Below are 15,277 nucleotides of genomic sequence, written 5' to 3' on the forward strand. Positions count from 1 at the left end.
GCGTTTTAAATACGGTTAAGGTGTGTCCAGTATAGGATGTTGCACCTAAAATACAGTTATTTAAGACGAAATTCAGCGCTTGCTGTGATGATCCCTCTCACCCTATGATTATCATGGCCCATAACGTTATCAGGAAAATAGAATGCGTAGACTACCTCCGGTATTACTTGAAGACGGTTGCCCTAGAGAGTTAATCTCATTGATCAGAACGATTTTAGCGGCCTGTAAAGAAATTTCGTTCCGCGTCGGCCAAGGTGCCCTGTCCGGTGTACTAGGTTCAACGCTTGATGAAAACATTCAAGGCGAAACACAAAAGAAACTCGATGTTCTGACCAACCAACTACTTAAAGATATTTTACTGGAGTCAGGCTACGTAAAAGCGATAGCCTCAGAAGAAGAAGACTACACAGTAGCTGGCAACCCGAATGCAGAATATATCGTTGCGTTTGACCCACTTGATGGCTCATCAAATACCGATATCAATTCATTGGTTGGTACTATTTTCTCAGTAATGAAAGCGCCTGAAGGCTCAGATCCTGCAGATCAAAGTATCTTTATGCAGCCGGGTAAAAGCCAAGTCGCTGCGGGATATGTATTATATGGCCCATCTACAGTGCTTGCATTAACGACTGGCAAAGGTACACGTTTCTTCACGCTAGATAAAACACACGGCAGCTTCTTATTAACTCAAGATTTTGCCCAAGTACCAGAAGAGACCAACGAATACGCCATCAATGCGTCAAATCAACGCCATTGGCAGCCTGCGATGCAAAACTACATAAATGACTTAATGGCTGGCGAAACAGGCCCACGAGCGCGTAACTTTAACATGCGCTGGATTGCCGCCATGGTCGGTGATGTTCATCGCGTGTTATGTCGCGGTGGTATTTTTACCTACCCAACCGACACTAAAGATCCAAACAAACCAAATAAGCTACGCCTACTTTACGAAGCAAACCCAATGGCTATGCTGATCGAGCAAGCCGGCGGCATCGCCTCAACTGGCACAGAACGTATTATGGATATTCAACCCGACGCTATCCACCAACGCGTAGCGGTGATTTTAGGTTCGAAAAACGAAGTAGAAACCTGCTTGGGATATCATAAGTAATAGACTTTAGGATAGAGGAGCTAGGTAAAAGGCTCTAGGAAAGTGATTTCCTCAGGTAACAATCACATCGTAGGCGCGGCTTTATGCCGCGTTTTTTATTTACAGCCATATCAAGGCGAAGTTAGCCGCAATATCCCTAGAACCAAGCCCCTACTAACTTGCTAATAATTCAACCAACTTCGCCACTTTACTCTTATCAAGCTCGCCCATTTGTTCGCTGTTGCTGAGGGCATAAATAATCCCTTCGACGGCGCTATAGTCGATGTCGGTTCTAGATTCTATAACATTCGCCCACAACTCCAGGTCGTCTAAATCAATCTCATCTGCTTGGCAGCGAGTGAGCACATCCAAAACAGTTGCGAGCGTCAATATGTAAATTGGGCCTTGGTTATCTATTGTTGATGCAACAATGATACTTATGGCCTCGTCTTTGTATTTACCAAAAGTGACAAATTCTGCTAACGCTTGTGCTCTGTTCATTTTTAATTATCTGTTATCCTGTAACTGACTATTTCATTGAAGATTAAAATATATCTAATGACTATTTTAGCCTGCTCGCAATGCCAAGCTACTCTTAACTGCAATGTTGATGATATCAATGCCTGTTGGTGCAATGAGCTGCCTGCTATTTTACCGCTTGATAGCACAACCACCAGCTGTTTATGCAGAGATTGTATCTTGGCGAAAATGAACCAATTTCTAAATACTCTCTATAAACGCCCTCTCAAAGAACAACTTACTTTCGCAAAGCCTTTTCACAGTAACGATAATTTAATCGAACACCTCGATTATGAAATGCAAAATAGTTATATGGTATTCAGTCGTTGGTTTTTCTTAAAGCGCGGAAAGTGCTGTAAAAACAACTGTAAAAACTGTCCTTACAAAAAAACTTAGATATTTATTCAAAATAACAGCATAAACATACAAATAAAGCATGACGAAAAGAATAAAAATACACTATAATTGGATATAAATTCACTAAATATCCAATGTATTTTGTTTAAATAATCAACTTGGCTTGATTTTTAAGCATAAAATCACTGTAACTTATTCGGAAAATGAACATGAACACCTTTAGGCCAGCACTTCTTGCATCAGCTGTTTCTGCTATTTTATTTAATAGCCACCATCTTGCTGCTGCGCAGTCAACAACCCAAGCAGAAAAAGCAATAGAAACAATTCAAATTACCGCGACTCGTCGTGCGGGCTCAGTGCAAGAGGCACCACTTAATATTACCGCCCTTGATGGTGATGTGATCAAAGATCAAAACATTGGTGATCTTGAAGATGTGGCACGCTGGGTGCCAGGTTTAACTATTTCTGATCAAGGTGGCCGTGAAGGTTCACCAATTATTGTCCGTGGCTTAAATACCAATACTTCAGATCGTATTTCTGATGGTGGTACAGTTGCCACTTACGTGGGTGAGATTCCACTTAATATTGATTTACGTTTAACAGACGTAGACCGTGTTGAAGTGCTTATCGGTCCACAAGGTACATTATACGGAGCGGGAACATTAGGTGGTGCAATTCGTTACTTATTAAAACAACCTCAGCTCGATATTACCGAAGGCCAAGTCACTGGTGATGTGTTTAGCTTAAACGAAAGTGACGGCACTGGCGGTGAGTTGGGTTTAGTATTTAATACGCCGTTAATTGACGATGTATTGGCTATTCGCGCTAGCGTCAATTACTACACCAACCCAGGTTATATCGATTATAACTTCGTAGTACAAAACCCAGGCGTATCAAACCCAAACCCTGATTTTACCAACCCACAAGATGTCAGTGCTAACTTGCGCAGTGTCAGTGATGTAAATGATGAGCAAATTACCACAGGTCGTGTATCACTTCGTTGGCAAGCCAGCGAAGCAGTAGAAGCAACGCTAAACTATTTTTATCAAAAACAAGAAAATGGCGGTAATTCTACATCGCAATATAATTCATTAAGTGACAGCAGTGGCCTACAAGGGATGGTTGGCCAGTATGAAAATGCCGCGCGGATACTTGAGCCTGGTGAAGAAGAAAACGACTTATTAAGCTTGGAAATTAAAGCGGATTTAGGTTTTGCTGAACTTGTATCTGCCTCTGGTTGGTCAAGCTATGAGCAATCTGGACAACGTGATCAAACTGATTTGCTTTACGACATATGGACTGGTTATGCAGAATTTCCAGCGTTTGTTGCGCAAACCTTGGATACATCAAAACGTGATAGTTTCACTCAAGAAATTCGTTTAGTGTCTAGCTCTGATAGTGCTTTTAACTGGATTGTCGGTGGTTACTACAACAAGCTTGAAACTCACTCAGACGATCGCGAATACACACCCGGATTAACTGAGTTTTGGGGCGATGATATTCCTAATCTACAACAAGATCTCGAGTATATTTTAGTCAGTGACTCTGAAACCACTGAAAAAGCACTATTTGGTGAAGTAGGTTATGCGTTTACCGATCAATTCAATGTAACCCTTGGTGCGCGTTTTTACGAATATGATGTATCCACTACTTCAGGCTCAGCCACACCGTTGTATTCAGGTGATTTTTCATCATTAGATCAACTTGCAATGGTGAATACGAGCGCCAGTGATAACGGTAACTTATTTAAATTTAACGCTAATTACACTTTTGAAACTGGTGTACTAGCCTATTTTACCGTTAGTGAAGGCTTTAGGATTGGTGGTGGCAACGGCCTAGCTCCTTGCCCTGATGTGTTACCTGAACAACAAATTGTCTGTGCTCTACCAAATGAAATTGGTTATGAACCTGATACCACTGTAAATTATGAACTTGGTTTTAAATCGAGCTGGTTTAAAAACCGCCTACACTTTAACGCGGCATTATTTAATGTTGATTGGAAAGACGCGCAAATCGGTAGCACAACCGTAAATGGTCAGGAGTTGATTACCTCAAATGCAGCTACTGCTAACTCTAAAGGGGTTGAAGTTTCAAGCCGTGCAATCATCGCGAATAACTGGACTGCTTATGCCACATACGCTTATGCCAAAGCGCAATTAACTGAAGATTCTCCTGATGTATTTGGTGCAGGAGTACAAGGCGGTGAAGATGGCGACCGCTTGCCAGGTGCGCCTGAGCATCAATTCTCGTTTGGTCTGCGTTACGAACAAGATGTATTAGATAATAAACTTTTAAGCGTAAATTACGGTATAACAGCACAGAGCGATACGATCACTAAAATTGGCTTAAAAGCTGATGGTGAAACGCTTGCAGGCTATGCCTTGAGTAACTTATCTGCCAAGCTAACCGGTGATATGTGGTCGGCCACTCTCTATGTTGATAACTTATTCGATAAGTACGCGTTCACCTCTGTACGTCGAGATAAGTCTTGGATTGATTCGAAAGAACTTCCTGAACTACAACGTGTGTATGGTCACTACACTACAACACCGCGTACTATCGGCATGAAGTTTACGTATAACTTTGAACTGTAATAACGGTTATCTATAAATTAAAAAAGCCTTGGTGTTTTACGCCAAGGCTTTTATGCTTATTGCCATGCTGACATCGATACAAAAAAACCTACAACAACAAATTGAGCACGCTATTAATCATAGCAAGCTTAATGACGCGCATTTATTACTGATCAGTAATATTAAAAACACACCAGATGATCACTTTAGCTATTTTTTGCTGGCGCAAGTAAATGTTGCAGCAAATGATATAAGCAAAGCAAATAAACTCTTAAACAAAGCGATTAGTATTACGCCCCTACCTTTATATTTTGCTCACTCAGCCAAATTTGCCGTACTGCGCGGGCAGCTGTTAGATGCGCAGCAATATATAACTGAAGCAATAAAACATCCATATTATGAAGTTATTGAATGCGATTTAATTGCTAATGTACTGACTCGTTTAGGCCATTATCCACTGGCGCTCGAGTGGCAATTACGGGCCTATCAACAAGCCCCTAACAATCCGCAAATAAGTTATAACTTAGCTGTGGCCTATAAAATCATGGGGCAATTGAATGATGCTATACAGCTACTGCGTACACTTACAGAGTTACATCCGCAGCATTTTCAAGCTCACTACTCGCTCGCTGAACTTAACAATAACAAGCAGGCTAAGCAGCATTTACAACAGCTGTTAACTTTAACCGAATACGCTAAAACGCCGATGCAGCAACAATTTCTGCACCATGCGATTGCACTCAATCACGAGCACTGCGCTGATTATAAGCAAGCCTTTGCCCACATTACTACAAGTAAGCAAGCGATCTGTCAGCATGTAAAATATGATGCGCAAGCTCACAAAGCATTTTGCCAGCAACTAATAACCTTAAGTCACGAGTATACGCCGCCCTTAAGCGACAGCGATTTTACCCCGATATTTATTGTTGGTATGCCGCGCTCAGGGACTACTTTGCTAGAAAAAATAATGAATCAATCAGATTTGGTGCAAGGTGTTGGTGAACTCAATGATATTGCCCAGCTTTGCCAAGGTAATAATGCTCAGGCATTAAATAGCGTGGTGCTCAATGATGCATATAAAAATGCTGCGTTAATGGCGCAGTTGAGTCAGTATAAACAGCGTATTAGTCAACTAGTAGCACCACAGCTACGCAGCTGCGACAAACAGCCATTTAATTTTTACTATATCGATTTAATTTTAGCGGCTTTCCCGAAGGCTAAAATCATTTGCATGCAACGAGGCCGAAAAGCTAGCTGTATAGCTAATTACCGCCAACTGTACAGCCCAGCCAGTGCGTTTCATCACTATAGCTATAACCTGCAAGACATCGATAGTTTTTATCAAGATTACAGCTCTTTGATAAATCATTTTGCAGCAAAACACCCAGATAATGTGATGATTATGCAATACGAAACATTAGTATCAGAGCCAATCACAAGCACGCAACAGCTCTATGATTTTTGTGATTTACCTTGGCAAGTTAAGTGTCTGGATTTTCATAAACAACATAGCCCGTCGGCAACAGCAAGCAAAGTACAAGTACGCCAGCCTCTCAATAAAAAAGCCATTGATTACTGGCAGCACTACGGATTTGCGTTTAACGCGAAGGACAGGGACCCGTTTCGATAGGTAGTTCGTCTCGGCCGCCCCACTCACTCCATGAGCCGTCATAAACATGCAGATTTTCATATCCACACTCATCGGCAAATAACGCCAAGATACATGCAGTAACGCCGGAGCCACAACTAAATTGCAAGGTAGTTTGCAGATCTGCTTGATCGCCAAGTACAGCCTCGAAAGCAGCTTTAATGTCAACGAATGGTTTTGCTTCGCCATCATCCAATAATTCAACAAAAGGTAAAGCGCGGCTATTAGGAATATGGCCGCTGCGCATCCCAGCTCTCGGCTCTGCCATTTCACCTAAATAACGCTGATAACCTCGTGCATCAAGTAGTACGGTATGTTCATCATCTATGCCCTGAAAGACTGCAGCCGCATCAATAAAGTAACCAACTCGCGGTTTGGCAACAAAGTTACCTTTATGATAATGGCGACTATATTCAATTTGCGTTAAATAACCCAACGACTGCCACTTAGCAAGGCCACCACTGAGTACTTTGACATTATCAAAGCCCATGGCTTTAAACATCCACCAACCTCTTGCAGCACTAAATAAGCCTTGGTCTTCGTAGATGATAACTAAGGAATCTTTATCAACCCCCATTAACTGCATCTGCTGAGTAAATTGCTCCGCACTGCACATGGTATGCGGTAGCGGATTGTCTTGATCGGCTAATTGCTTTTTAAAGTCAAAACGCTGTGCATTTGGCAACTTAGCCTGCGGTTTATACTCACCCAGCTTACCTGGGCGCACCATGCCAGCATCAAAGATAACCAGCTTTGGGTCGTTTAAGTGCTCGTTTAGCCATTGGCAAGTTACTATGTTTTTCATTGTGTTCCTTTACTTCTGTTACATATTACTAAGCCTTCTCTACCAGAGCCTATTATTAAAATAGTTACGGTACATTTTGCACAATAATTTTGCCAGCTTCTATATACACTGTAAATTACTTAAATTATCAAGAATAAACTAAAAAATATTTTTTCTACAATTATATACATTTATACTAGGCATTATATTGCAAACAATGTGATACAAAGATGATTTTAAAATATCTTAATATTGACAGTTCTAAAGGCTAAACTTAGATGAAAAAAAATAATCAACAAATAGTAAGCAGCCAAATAGCAGGCAATATTTTAGTAGTACTACCAAAATTTATTGGTGATGCAGTCAATTGCACACCGGCTTTACAACTACTTAAAGACCTTTATCCAACTAAAAGCATTATCTTATTTGTTAGACCTCACTTAGCTGAGATGTTTAAACGCGAGACTGACTACTGTGTTATCGTGGATGAACGCTTTGATAATAACAAACCCATCTCTATGTGGGCACAAGCAAAAATACTCAAAAATGCTAACATTGAGCTTGCAGTAATTATGCGCAACTCATTGTCTGAAGCAATACTTTGCTTTTTAGCAAGTATCAAATACCGAGTAGGTTATGCAAAAAATGGTCGCTCACCACTGTTAACACACAAACTGAAATTAGACGAAAATCACCACTATATATTTCGCTACTGCCGACTTGTGAATGAGCCACATGGTAATCCGTTTAGCTCTATACCAAAAACAGCAATCGTAAAAGAGCCGAGCCTGTTAATCCCTAAACAGAACAAAAAATCTATCGGGGTTTATTTTGGCGGAAAAAATAAAGGCTTGCGTCATTACCCTAATGAGCTTTCATTTGTTGCAATGGTTGATATAGCTAAAAATATTGACTGCACATTTTATATTTTTGGTGATAACGGTGAGCTTGAAGATACCCAACAATTACAGGAGCGGCTAAACCAGCAAAAAATTGACTCTGTCGTCCTTGCTGGGAAAACCTCGATTATTACTATGATAGACGCTATCGGTGAGCTTGATTTATTACTGACAATCGATTCTGGTCCCATGCATATTGCAGCTGCATTCAATATTCCTTTTGTTGCTGTTGTGGGCTTAGGAACTTCGCCATGGAGTGTTGTGGCACCCAAAGTAACTAATGCCATTACGTTAATTGCAAATGGCGATCAGCTACTTGAAAAAGATATTATTAACGAAATAAAGCCACATCACGTCAGTGAAGCTGCTTTAAAGTTACTGGATCACTAAATCTTAATAATTTCAGCTCTCAGTGGTGCCATTTTCGCGAGTATTTTATTTTGCACTGTATGACTAATATTTTGTTCATTCATGGCATTGATTAACAAATCAACCACATGATTAAAGTCAGCCTCCGTGATGTGCATGCCAGTATGAATATCAACCATACTATCACGCGTGTACTCACAGGGCCCATCAGTTAATACACACAAATGATTAATAAAGCCTTCGCGGAAATGGCTAATATTTGCATGCTCAAAGTAATGAATAATTTGTTCGTCATTACCGATTTGATTAATGAAACTATCAACCAGTCTTTGTAGCCCTGCTTTACCATCAAGTTGCTGATAAAACGTTAGATTTGAAGCCGATGAACAACCAGCTAAGCTGGCTATTAACACTATCGTTGTTAGTATTTTTTCCATTACCAATATCCTGTTACCGATAAGTACCAACCGGTTTGGTCTTTTGCTCCAGCAATACTACCTAAATCAAGGTATGCGGCAGTGACACTTACGTATTTATTTGGCATCCAAGCAACAAATACATCTTGCCAATCTTGCTCACCCAATCCGAAATTATTTGATTTTTGACGATACTCTATTCCAACAGCAACTTCTCGACTAAGAAAAATGGCAGTACTAGCTTCAAATAAGAGTTTTTCATTGCTATTCGCTCCACCGTATCCAAGTAAGCCAAGCTGATTTGCTTCACTATAACGCGTGGTAACATTCCAAAACCAGTTATAACCTGCAATGGCCCCTAAATGTAACTTGCTTGCAGCAAGGTAGATATCAGTACCGGAGGTGTCATTAGCCCCTACTAATTTCGCGACTGCGCCATCATCAAGGGATTTGTATTGTACTCCCAGCGAAAGTTGAGGCCAGTCACTATAAACAATATCACCATAGAGCCTAATCTTAACACCGGTGATTTCTTGTTCTATCTCGGTATTTAGCGCCGGCACAGCAAAGTTTTGCTGTGCATAGCTAAGCTCAACGCGATTAAACAAGTTAACTTGGGCACCGCATACATCTAAGCTGTAATCGGTAACATCAGCCCGACTACAAAAGCCATTAATAGAAAACTCATCTTCGCTGGCATAACCCGCAAGCTGCGCCCAAGGCACGATACCACCACCACCACTACCTTCTACTTGCGATACTCCAGGCGTTGCTAGCAGCTTGCCTTTTGAGGCAAAGCTATTAAATGCAGATAATGCGATAACAGCTAAAAATAATAATTTAAGCTTTTTCATTATACTGCTCCAACCATTGCTCAAACGCATCGGCTTTGAGTGGACGACTTAGATAATACCCTTGCACATGATCACACTGCATTTTTTGTAACAGCTCTAGCGATCCTAATGTTTCAACCCCTTCGGCTACGACAGAGAAGCCAAGCTGATGACCTAAGGTAATTGTGGATTCAACAATAAACTGATCCTTTTCAGATTCATCAAGTTTAAGAATAAAACATTTATCTAATTTCAGCTCGTCAATAGGTAACATTTTCAAGCGCCCTAGCGATGTTTGCCCAACCCCATAATCATCAAGAGATATTTTGACACCGATCGCTTTAAGATTCTCCAGCGCGTGAATGCCCTTTTCTTCATTTTCAATCATATCGCGCTCTGTTAATTCAATCGTGATAAGCGCAGGTGCAACTGAAAACTGTTTTAAAGTACGAATTAAATTGGAGTGAAAGCCGGGGTAAGCGATATCTTGGGCTGAAACATTAATCGCAGCTTGCATATAAATGCCTTGCTGTTGCCAAAGTCCGACCTGTGCTATCACTGTTTTTACCACCCAACCGGTAAGGTCAACAATCAATCCCGATTGCTCAGCTAGATCAATAAATAGCTCCGGCGATACCCAACTACCATCCTTGCGTTGCCAACGAATGAGCGATTCCACTTTATTGATTTGTTGTGTAGCGATATGTAATTTAGGCTGATAGGTCATAAACAGTTGACCATCATCATCATGAATCGCTTGCTTGAGCTCATCGATCATGATGAGCCTTTCAAGATGTGCTTCATCTTCTCCGGGCAGGTAGTAATGAATATTTTCATGAGCACTTGCGGCACTATCCACAGCAATCAATACCCGACGCATTAAATCATCCGCTTGTAACCCTTGCGAAGGATACTCCACCACACCAGCACTAAAACGTAAATTGATTTTAAGCTTTTGAATAGTATAACCCGCTTGTAACTGCGCCATTAACCCGACTATGCCACTTTTAAGATTACGCCCTGCACTACTAGGAAACGCGGTTAAAAATTCATCACCACCAATACGTGCATGTAAACCACCAAACTCATCTGAAAACTCAGCAATACGTAAAGCTACAGCTTTTAAGCAGTCATCGCCAATACGAGCTCCTAGCTTATCGTTAATATGCCTAAGGCCACGAATATCAATTGCCACTAAGGTATATTCTTGGTCTTGTTGAAGATTTTCGCTCAACACTTCCAGCATTGCAGAACGATTATAAAAACCAGTTAAAGAATCATGCTTTGCAGCAAAGCTAATTTGTTGTTCACGCTCTTTAATATCATTACCCATGTTTTTAAAAGCATCTATTAATGTAGCTATTTCATTGCTTTGCTTTTTGCTCATCGCGTCAACACTGTAGTTTCCTCGGGCAAACTGCCGCGCTAAAGTCACTAATTGTGATAATGGCATGGTTAAGTTTTTGGCCAATAAACTACTGGTAATAACACCGATAAAAATCGTTAAAGACGCAAGAATGACTAGCGTGTAAAACAATCGCTCAAATTCACTGTAACTCTGCGTTAGATCAGCACTAAGCAATACATTAACGGGATGATCGTCAAGTGAAGGCAAATGTACATCGCGATTGCGATATACCAGTTGTTCACCAAAAATTCGTTGCGTGGTTGTTTTATGAAAATATTCAGTCGGAATAAACGGCGTCGGGCGCTCTAACAAAGAGCTTTTAACCAAATTATCGCTGTTAGCAATAAAGCTTACATCCATACCGGTTAAGTTTTTTAGCTCAACCGCAACCTCATCATCAATTTTAAAGCCGACTAAACTGTGCGCGATAGTACGTGGGGCTTTAATAGGTAATAAAATAACCTGATATAGCTCATTATTTAGCACAACAAAGCTAGATTGCTCGGTATTGTTGAGCAACTCACTCATTAACGCTTGTAAATTATTATCAAAGTCTTGTTGTCGATTAGTTGATACCAACTTACCTGATAAGTCCAATAACAACATTAAATCAGCATTAATTCGCTGACTATGATTATACAATACGCTACTAATCGTATTTGCATCCTTAGTGGCAACCGCTTGTTTAAAACCAAAATCAGCAGTCAATACTTTTGCAGCTGTGAGCAATAAACTTTCTTTCGACGCTAAGTACTGCTTATAGACATTTTCAGCCACATTAATATCTTGGGTGACCTTTTTTTCATTAAATTGACTAGTCGACCACCAGAAACTAAATAAGCTCATAACTGTAGTTAATAACACTAAGCCTACACATAAAATAGTTATGCGATTTTTTAAACTATTAGTCATTCCCACCCTTAAACTTACTACCAAAAGTATTACGTGGCTTAGGCTCAGTTGTTTGCAGTGTTACTTGTAAACTATGAGGCGAATTTACAGCTAACGTTAGCGACTGCTTTTCTTCAAGTGTGTTCTTTTGTAAAGAATGCCAAAGAGTTAGCTGTACTGGCAAAGTTAGGCCACTTAGTTGCACATTTCCACGCTCATCACTTTGATAAACATCAGCGCTTTTTGCAACATAAATATACCCTAGCATAGAGTCATGGATATTACAGCCAAGCACCACAACCCCTTGATTTTCAAATGTAATCGGATTTTCTGGTTGCCCTGAATATAACTTTAACTGAAATGGTTTAGCTTCAGAGAAAGAATACACGTGGTGGCGAATATTATCGCTATTAGGAAAGTTCACTTGCTGCCCTTGATGAGCAATCAAAAGTGTTGGTGAAAACTGCTTATCTACTTGATCCATTATCAGTACAGGTAACTGCTGCGATAATTTTTTATTGCTTTTGCTAGCAATTTCTACAACTGCATTGGTGAGAGGCTGCCCATATTGATCAACGATATTGAGCGTAACATCTTGTGCATAACCTTTACTTGCAAGCGCCATTGCGAAAAGAGTTATAACGCTTTTTGTTACCATTACTTGCAATCTCATTTGGTCATCCCCTGTTGTGCGAACACTAACATATGAGTATCTCTAATTAATCTTAGGTTAAGTTAATTAGAGACTGACTCCAAATGCAAGAATAAAAGCCCAGTTACACTAAATAATAGGAAAACTTAAGGCTTTTAAACAACAGCAAGCAAATAACTAGTGACTAAAGCTTGGAAATCAAGCCATATTGTTGATCCAAAATAGTTATAACCTCTGCGCGAGGATCTGTTGGAATAGCGATATCGTAGCCAACTATTTTACTGGCAATGCCAACATATGTTTCTGACACAGATAACATAACTGATTCAGGCAGTATGTAATCTTTAGCAAGTTGCTCTCGCTCAGGCATACGGTCTTTATTCAGTAACACATCGCTATCAGGTACATTACTAATTAATAATTGGCGGAACCCCTCTTTAGAGTTCTCAACAATTTTTCCATCACGATACGCAGCACCATCCCAAATGCGCGATGAATCAGGCGTACCGACTTCATCGATGTAGATAAGTTTATCTGTACCATCAATATCTTCTACATACCCAAACTCAAACTTTGTATCGACGAAGATTTGATCCAATTTAGCCAGCTCAGCGCTAATTAAGGTAAAACCTTCAACAAGAAGTTTTTCGTATTGCGTAACATCATCTTCAGACTTAAAGTTAAACACAGTTAAGTTATTAGTGATATTGTCACGAGTAATATTTACATCATCCACAGCAGGAATATCTGCAACGCCAGTAATAATACCTTTCGTTGATGGCGTAATTAACACATCATCTAACTGCTGATTAGCGGTTAAGCCTTCAGGTAATTCTAAACCACAAAAATTACGAACACCTTTGCTGTAATCACGCCACATGCTGCCAGTTATATACTGACGAGCAATTGCCTCTACTTTCACAGTACTGGCTTTACGAACAATCCATACATACGGATGTGGAATATCAACAATATGATTGCCCGCCAGACCTGCTTGATCAAATAGCTTAAACCAATGCGATGCAACAGTATTTAACGCAATACCTTTGCCTGGTACACCATTTAGGCCATTTTCACCTTGCCAAATACAATCAAAGGCAGAGATACGATCGGAAATTACCATAATAGCCAGCTCAGTACCTTTAGGTACTTGATAGCCTTTTTCGCTGATCAAACGTGCGCTGTCTTCGTCTGTTAACCAATAAACTGAACGTACTTTGCCACTGTGAACGGGGCCCTTAGTGCGTATTGGTAAGTCATCGTTTACGTCTAAAACTTTATAGCTAGTCATGCTATCTCCGAGTATATGGCACGCCCTGTAAGGGCGATTGTATGGGTATGGGGTTATAAGCCGCTAATAATAATCGAGACCGGGGGAAATCACAATTAAAGCACTATGTGATTTAACGCAGTTTAGTTGGTATTTTATTATACACGTTATAAGATAACATCAAAATCCAGTAGTAATTTACGTGATGATTAATATACAGCAGCTAAGTTTTAAATGGCAAAAACAACAAGTCAAACCCACTTTAGCAATTGCAACACTTAGCATTGCTAAAGGCGAACATGTGTTTTTACATGGCCCTAGCGGCTGTGGTAAATCCACTTTATTATCGTTACTTGCAGGCATTAACCGCCCTACATCAGGCCAACTGAGTATTTTAGGCTGTGAACTGGGTCAATTAAGTAAAAGTAAATGCGATAAGTTTCGCGCTGAGCATATTGGGTATATCTTTCAAAATTTTAATTTACTTCCTTACCTATCACCGATTGATAATGTCACATTAGGTTGCCAATTTTCAAAACCACGGCAAAAAAAAGCATTAATCAATAGTCCAACCCTTAATCAAGAGGCCTCAAGGCTATTAAATGCACTGGGCTTAGACGAGCAATTACATCAACAAAATGTCGCTAGTTTGAGTATTGGCCAGCAACAGCGAGTCGCGGCGGCGCGCGCCTTTATTGGCAGCCCAGAATTGATAATTGCCGATGAGCCAACGTCTGCTCTTGATGCAAACAATCGCCAGTCCTTTATCAACTTACTTTTTACACAAGCAAACGAAGCGAATAGCACCTTACTTTTTGTCAGCCATGATACAAGCTTACAACCGCTTTTTAATCGCAACATTGATTTACTGTCGCTACAGGAGCAAGGTAAATGATCCTCTTAAAACTTGCTATTAGTAGCTTATATAATCGCCGCGCCAGTGCATTCTTAACTCTGTTTACTATTGCTGTTAGTGTCATGTTATTGCTGAGTATTGAGCGAGTGCGGGTTGATGCCAAAAGTAGTTTTAGTAATACCATTTCTGGTACTGATCTAATTGTTGGCGCTCGTACCGGAGATATACAGCTGTTATTGTCTTCGGTTTTTCGCATTGGTCATGCTAATAATGGCGTTGGCTGGCAAAGCTACCAATATATAAAACAGCAACGCGGCGTCAACTGGACCATTCCGCTATCACTAGGGGACAGCCATAAAGGCCAAGCGGTACTGGGCACTTCTGCTGATTATTTTCAACATTATAAATTTGCTAAAAAGCAGCAGCTTAGTTTTAGCCAAGGCCGCGCCTTCGCCCATTTAAATGAAGTTGTACTGGGCGCGCAGGTAGCAGCAAAGCTAGGCTATTCGCTGGGTGATAGTATCGTTATTTCACACGGTATGGGTAATACCAGCTTTCATCATCATGATGATAATCCCTTCACTGTGGTGGGCATTTTAGATGCGACAGGCACGCCAGTTGATAAAACCCTACATATTCCATTAGCGGCTATTGAACTGATCCACAGCGGTAACCATACCAGCCATGAACATGAACATGAACATGAACATGA

At 40.4% G+C, this 15,277-nt stretch carries 14 protein-coding genes; 7 read left to right on the forward strand and 7 right to left on the reverse strand.

The features are described 5' to 3' along the window. Positions 1-142: 142 nt before the first annotated feature. Positions 143-1,111: a class 1 fructose-bisphosphatase gene (locus tag H5201_RS11160; RefSeq protein ID WP_145234740.1), complete on the forward strand. Its 969-nt coding sequence runs from the start codon at positions 143-145 to the stop codon at positions 1,109-1,111. Between the two features lie 153 nt (positions 1,112-1,264). On the opposite strand, the gene H5201_RS11165 is transcribed toward H5201_RS11160, so the two are convergent. Then, the gene (locus H5201_RS11165) at positions 1,265-1,591 is read right to left on the reverse strand and encodes a hypothetical protein (RefSeq protein ID WP_182784616.1); all 327 of its coding nucleotides are present in this window, start codon (positions 1,589-1,591) and stop codon (positions 1,265-1,267) included. 57 nt (positions 1,592-1,648) lie between these two features. Here H5201_RS11165 and H5201_RS11170 point away from each other — a divergent pair, with 57 nt between their 5' ends. The 3 genes from H5201_RS11170 (at position 1,649) to H5201_RS11180 (ending at position 6,169) form a co-directional block, all read left to right on the forward strand. Next, positions 1,649-2,005, forward strand: coding sequence for a DUF5522 domain-containing protein (locus H5201_RS11170; RefSeq protein WP_182739840.1), 357 nt, complete (start codon positions 1,649-1,651; stop codon positions 2,003-2,005). 170 nt (positions 2,006-2,175) lie between these two features. Then, on the forward strand, positions 2,176-4,560 hold the full coding sequence (locus H5201_RS11175; protein ID WP_182784618.1) for a TonB-dependent receptor: 2,385 nt from the start codon (positions 2,176-2,178) through the stop codon (positions 4,558-4,560). A gap of 64 nt (positions 4,561-4,624) precedes the next feature. Further along, positions 4,625-6,169 carry a tetratricopeptide repeat-containing sulfotransferase family protein gene (locus H5201_RS11180; protein WP_259399684.1) on the forward strand — a complete coding sequence of 515 codons (1,545 nt, stop codon included), beginning with the start codon at positions 4,625-4,627 and terminating at the stop codon, positions 6,167-6,169. Here H5201_RS11180 and H5201_RS11185 read toward each other — a convergent pair. Next, positions 6,138-6,992: a sulfurtransferase gene (locus H5201_RS11185; protein WP_182718334.1), complete on the reverse strand. Its 855-nt coding sequence runs from the start codon at positions 6,990-6,992 to the stop codon at positions 6,138-6,140. The genes H5201_RS11180 and H5201_RS11185 overlap by 32 nt on opposite strands. 257 nt (positions 6,993-7,249) lie before the next feature. Between H5201_RS11185 and H5201_RS11190 the strand changes: the two genes are divergently transcribed. Beyond that, a complete protein-coding gene (locus tag H5201_RS11190; protein WP_182718335.1) occupies positions 7,250-8,260 on the forward strand; it encodes a glycosyltransferase family 9 protein in 1,011 nt (336 codons plus the stop codon). Here the strand turns inward: H5201_RS11190 and H5201_RS11195 are convergent. From H5201_RS11195 to H5201_RS11215, 5 genes are all read right to left on the reverse strand, one after another. Next, positions 8,257-8,676, reverse strand: a complete 420-nt coding sequence (locus H5201_RS11195) for a group 1 truncated hemoglobin (protein WP_182718336.1) — start codon at positions 8,674-8,676, stop codon at positions 8,257-8,259. The two genes, H5201_RS11190 and H5201_RS11195, sit on opposite strands and share 4 nt — an antisense overlap. Further along, positions 8,676-9,509, reverse strand: a complete 834-nt coding sequence (locus tag H5201_RS11200) for a DUF3034 family protein (RefSeq protein ID WP_182784622.1) — start codon at positions 9,507-9,509, stop codon at positions 8,676-8,678. Before H5201_RS11200 ends, H5201_RS11195 begins: the two co-directional genes overlap by 1 nt. Further along, a complete protein-coding gene (locus H5201_RS11205) occupies positions 9,496-11,808 on the reverse strand; it encodes an EAL domain-containing protein (RefSeq protein ID WP_182767281.1) in 2,313 nt (770 codons plus the stop codon). Before H5201_RS11205 ends, H5201_RS11200 begins: the two co-directional genes overlap by 14 nt. Continuing rightward, positions 11,801-12,460 (reverse strand): methylamine utilization protein, encoded by a 660-nt coding sequence (locus H5201_RS11210; protein WP_182718339.1) that lies wholly within the window; start codon positions 12,458-12,460, stop codon positions 11,801-11,803. Before H5201_RS11210 ends, H5201_RS11205 begins: the two co-directional genes overlap by 8 nt. A gap of 163 nt (positions 12,461-12,623) precedes the next feature. Then, a complete protein-coding gene (locus H5201_RS11215) occupies positions 12,624-13,730 on the reverse strand; it encodes a phosphoribosylaminoimidazolesuccinocarboxamide synthase (protein WP_182718340.1) in 1,107 nt (368 codons plus the stop codon). Positions 13,731-13,914: 184 nt separating this feature from the next. On the opposite strand from H5201_RS11215, the gene H5201_RS11220 reads away from it, so the two are divergent. Both H5201_RS11220 and H5201_RS11225 read left to right on the forward strand, forming a co-directional pair. Further along, a complete protein-coding gene (locus tag H5201_RS11220) occupies positions 13,915-14,604 on the forward strand; it encodes an ABC transporter ATP-binding protein (RefSeq protein ID WP_149983162.1) in 690 nt (229 codons plus the stop codon). Further along, positions 14,601-15,277: ABC transporter permease (locus tag H5201_RS11225; RefSeq protein ID WP_182784624.1), on the forward strand; the 677-nt coding region annotated here is incomplete at its 3' end. The genes H5201_RS11220 and H5201_RS11225, both read left to right, overlap by 4 nt.

Origin of the sequence: Pseudoalteromonas sp. SG43-6 (assembly GCF_014164365.1) — a bacterium.
Taxonomy (GTDB): Bacteria; Pseudomonadota; Gammaproteobacteria; order Enterobacterales; family Alteromonadaceae; genus Pseudoalteromonas; species Pseudoalteromonas rhizosphaerae.